Here is a 3,284-nt window from a genome sequence, read left to right as displayed (position 1 = left end):
AGGCCCCTGTGCAAATGTCCCCCGGCCGACGCCTGGCGGCGACGGCCTCCTCCTTTACTTTGCCAGGGACCTACCGGCCGCGACGGGGCATGGCTTGCGGCCCGTTGCTTGCCCCACCGGCAGCGGCGCCTGCTTTACCGCGAGGGCCCTTGTGCAGTCATTGCGTTTCCCGTCCACAGCAACAGGACGTGTCCGCCGGACAGATTCGCAGGACATCCGACCATGACGGCCTGCGGCTTGTTAACGTTGGCCCATCCTGATCCACGGAGTTGCCATGTCCCGTCTGTCTACTTCCCTGCTGGGCGCCGCCATCGTGCTCGCGCTGCCCATCGCGAGCCACGCCGCATCGGTGTCGAACGCGGTGATCGGGGCCTACTATCCGGGCGGTTCGGCCGAGCGCTATCCAGTGGCGTCCATTCCCGCCGATACGCTGACCCATCTGTTCTACGCGTTCGCGCGCATCGACGACGGCAGGTGCGTGGTGGACGACGGCGCTGCAGCGCACTTCAAGGCGCTGGCCGCGCTCAAGCGCGAACACCCGCGGCTGCACACCATGATCTCCATCGGAGGCTGGAACGCCGGCGGCTTCTCCGATGCCGCGCTTACGGCACAGAGCCGCGAACGTTTCGTGCGTTCGTGCGTGGCAATGTTCTTCGATCAGCATCGCGGCAGTTTCGACGGTGTGGATATCGACTGGGAATTCCCGGTCTCCGGTGGCCCGCTGGAGATCACCGACCGTCCTGAAGACCGCCGCAACATGACGCTGCTGGTGCAGGAGTTCCGCCGCCAGCTCGATGCGCTGGATGGCGGCGAGGGTCCACATCGGTTGCTGACCGCCGCACTGCCGGCCGGCCGCGTGCAGACCGACGGTCCTTATGACCCGGCGCTCAGTTACGAGTTGAAGGAGCTGGGCCAGGCGCTCGATTTCATCAACCTGATGAGCTACGACATGGGCACCGGCTTTTCCAAGGTGTCCACCTTCAATGCGCCGCTGCGCGAGGTGCCGCAGGACCCGCTCGCACCGGAACAGCGCCGCTGGAACAGCGTGGAAGGCGCGGTGCAGTACTACCGCCAGCATGGCGTGCCCAACGACAAGCTGGTGCTGGGCGTGCCGTTCTATGGACGTGGATTCAAGGTCACCACCGAATCCGCCGATGGCCTGTACCAGCCCTACAGCGCCCCGTTCGAGGCCGGTGACTGGCGCCGCATCAAGCAGGAATTCCTCGACAAGCCCGGCTGGCAGCGGCACTGGCACCCGGTCGCGCAGAGCCCGTGGCTGTACAACGCCGGCGACAAGGTGTTCATCAGTTACGAAGACACGGACTCGATTCGCCTGCGCGCGGACTACGCCAGGGACCAGAAGCTGCGCGGCGTGTTTACCTGGGAGCTGACGGGTGATGACGACCAGGCCAGGCTGCTGAAGGCCATGGCGGGGCCGTTCAAGTAACGTCGACCGCCCGCTGAAAGTGCAGTGATGCGAATGCCAGGTAGGGTCGGTTCCCAAACGACTGCCGGTAAGGCTGATCTGCACGGCGACGCATGACCGACGAACGGAGACATCCGGAAACGCGCGACGCCGGTCGAAGTCCATGCGTTACCCGCGCAATCTCCGCTATCGGCGGTCGTTTGGGAACCGACCCTACCGCTGGATTGCTCCCCGGGTGATTGGGTGTAACGCCGCGGCCGAGCCTGCACTATGCTTGCCGGCATGACGAGCGTTCAGCTGCTGGACCTGCACATCGACCGCGCCTCGCAGCTGGTGCGGCGCGGTGATGGGGTGCTGCCGGTCAGCGGCCTCAGCTGGCGCCTGCTGGACTGCCTGCTGGAGCACGGCACCGATGTGGTCGACTTCGACACGCTGGCACGGGAGGTCTGGGCGCCGGCGGTGGTGGGTGAAGATGCGATCAGCCAGCGGGTGAAGCTGCTGCGGCAGGCATTAGGCGACGACAGCCGCCAGCCGCGCTATGTGCGCTCGGTACGCGGCCGGGGCTACCAGTTATGCGCGCCGCCCCAGGCGTGCGCACCGGTGGCGCCACCAGCGGCGGCGGAACCGGTGGGGGTGCTTGGGGCGGCAGAGCCTTCTGCAGCGACTTCCGGGACTGCCTCAACTCCCTCAAGTCCCTCAACTCCCTCAACTCCCTCAACTCCTTCAACTGCCGTAAATGCCGTAACTGCGGCAGCAGCGGCAGCAGCGGCACCATCGGAGGGGCCGCAACGGAGGCTGCGCGCGCGGTGGGCTTGGCTGGCGGCGGGCGTGGCTGCTGCCGGCGCCGTCATCGCCGTCATCTTCCAGCGGCCGCAAAGCGCGGTGCACTCACCCGCAGACCCGGTGCTGCAACGCGCTGCGTACTACGCCGGCATCGGCCAGGCCAGCAACAACGACCGGGCGATCACCCTGTACCGCCAGGCACTGCAGATCGACCCGGATTCCAGCGCCGCACGGCGCGGCCTCGCGCGTGCATTGGCCGCCGATGCCTGCCTGTTCAACGGCAAGCCGGGCAGTGCGCAGGAGGCACTGCAGCTGGCCGCACAGGTGTTGCGGGCGGCTCCTGATGACGCCGCCGCGCATGCGCTGCGCGGGTACGCCCACGACTGCATCGGCGCGATGCCGCAGGCGATCGCCGATTACCAGCAGGCACTGCTGCGCGACCCCGACGATGAGCGCACACGCGCGTCGCTGGCCTACCTGCAGCAGGAGCAGGGGCATCTTGCGCAGGCGCTCAAGGCCAACCTGACGCTGCGCGCGCCGGAGCGGATCCGCTTCCGCGAGGTGCAGGTCGCACGCGAACTGGAACTGCTTGGCTTCACCGACGCCGCCGCACGCCGCCATGCGCGCAATTTCCAGCTGTACCCGGACAACGTCTTCGGCAACATCGCGTGGCCACGTGCGCTCATGAACATGGGCGAGCAGGAAAAGGCGTGGCAGGCACTCGACCAGGCGCTTGAACGCGGCACCCCGCATCCACAGCTGCTGCGCCTGCGCGGCGAACTGCTGTTGATGGACGGTGACCGCCAAGGCGCGGCAGAGGCCTTCGAGCAGGGGCGCCTGCTGCGCCCACTGCAGTCGCTTGGAAAGACCTTGGCCGGCCTGCAGCAGGGGAGTGGCACGCCGTCCCCGGAATGGATTGCCACGCGGCTGCGCGAGGTGACCGCGCAGGCTGACGACGGCTGGTCGGACGCAGCCGTGGAGCGGGCCCTGCTGCACCAGGCGCAGGGGGATGCAGGCGCGGCCATCGCCGACCTGCACCGCGCGGTGGACGCCGGTTTCCGCGACGCCGCGTGGC

The 3,284-nt window shown here is 67.8% G+C and carries 2 protein-coding genes; both read left to right on the top strand.

The features are described from left to right. Nucleotides 1-274: 274 nt before the first annotated feature. Nucleotides 275-1,447, top strand: coding sequence for a glycoside hydrolase family 18 protein (locus RWO33_RS19860; RefSeq protein WP_314107148.1), 1,173 nt, complete (start codon nt 275-277; stop codon nt 1,445-1,447). 261 nt (nt 1,448-1,708) lie between these two features. Further along, the coding region (locus RWO33_RS19855; RefSeq protein WP_314107146.1) for a winged helix-turn-helix domain-containing protein at nt 1,709-3,284 on the top strand (1,576 nt) is incomplete at its 3' end.

Source organism: uncultured Stenotrophomonas sp. (assembly GCF_963519925.1).
Taxonomy (GTDB): Bacteria; Pseudomonadota; Gammaproteobacteria; order Xanthomonadales; family Xanthomonadaceae; genus Stenotrophomonas; species Stenotrophomonas maltophilia_AE.
Note: the sequence above shows the minus strand (reverse complement) of the source record. Positions and strands in the feature narration are given on the sequence as shown.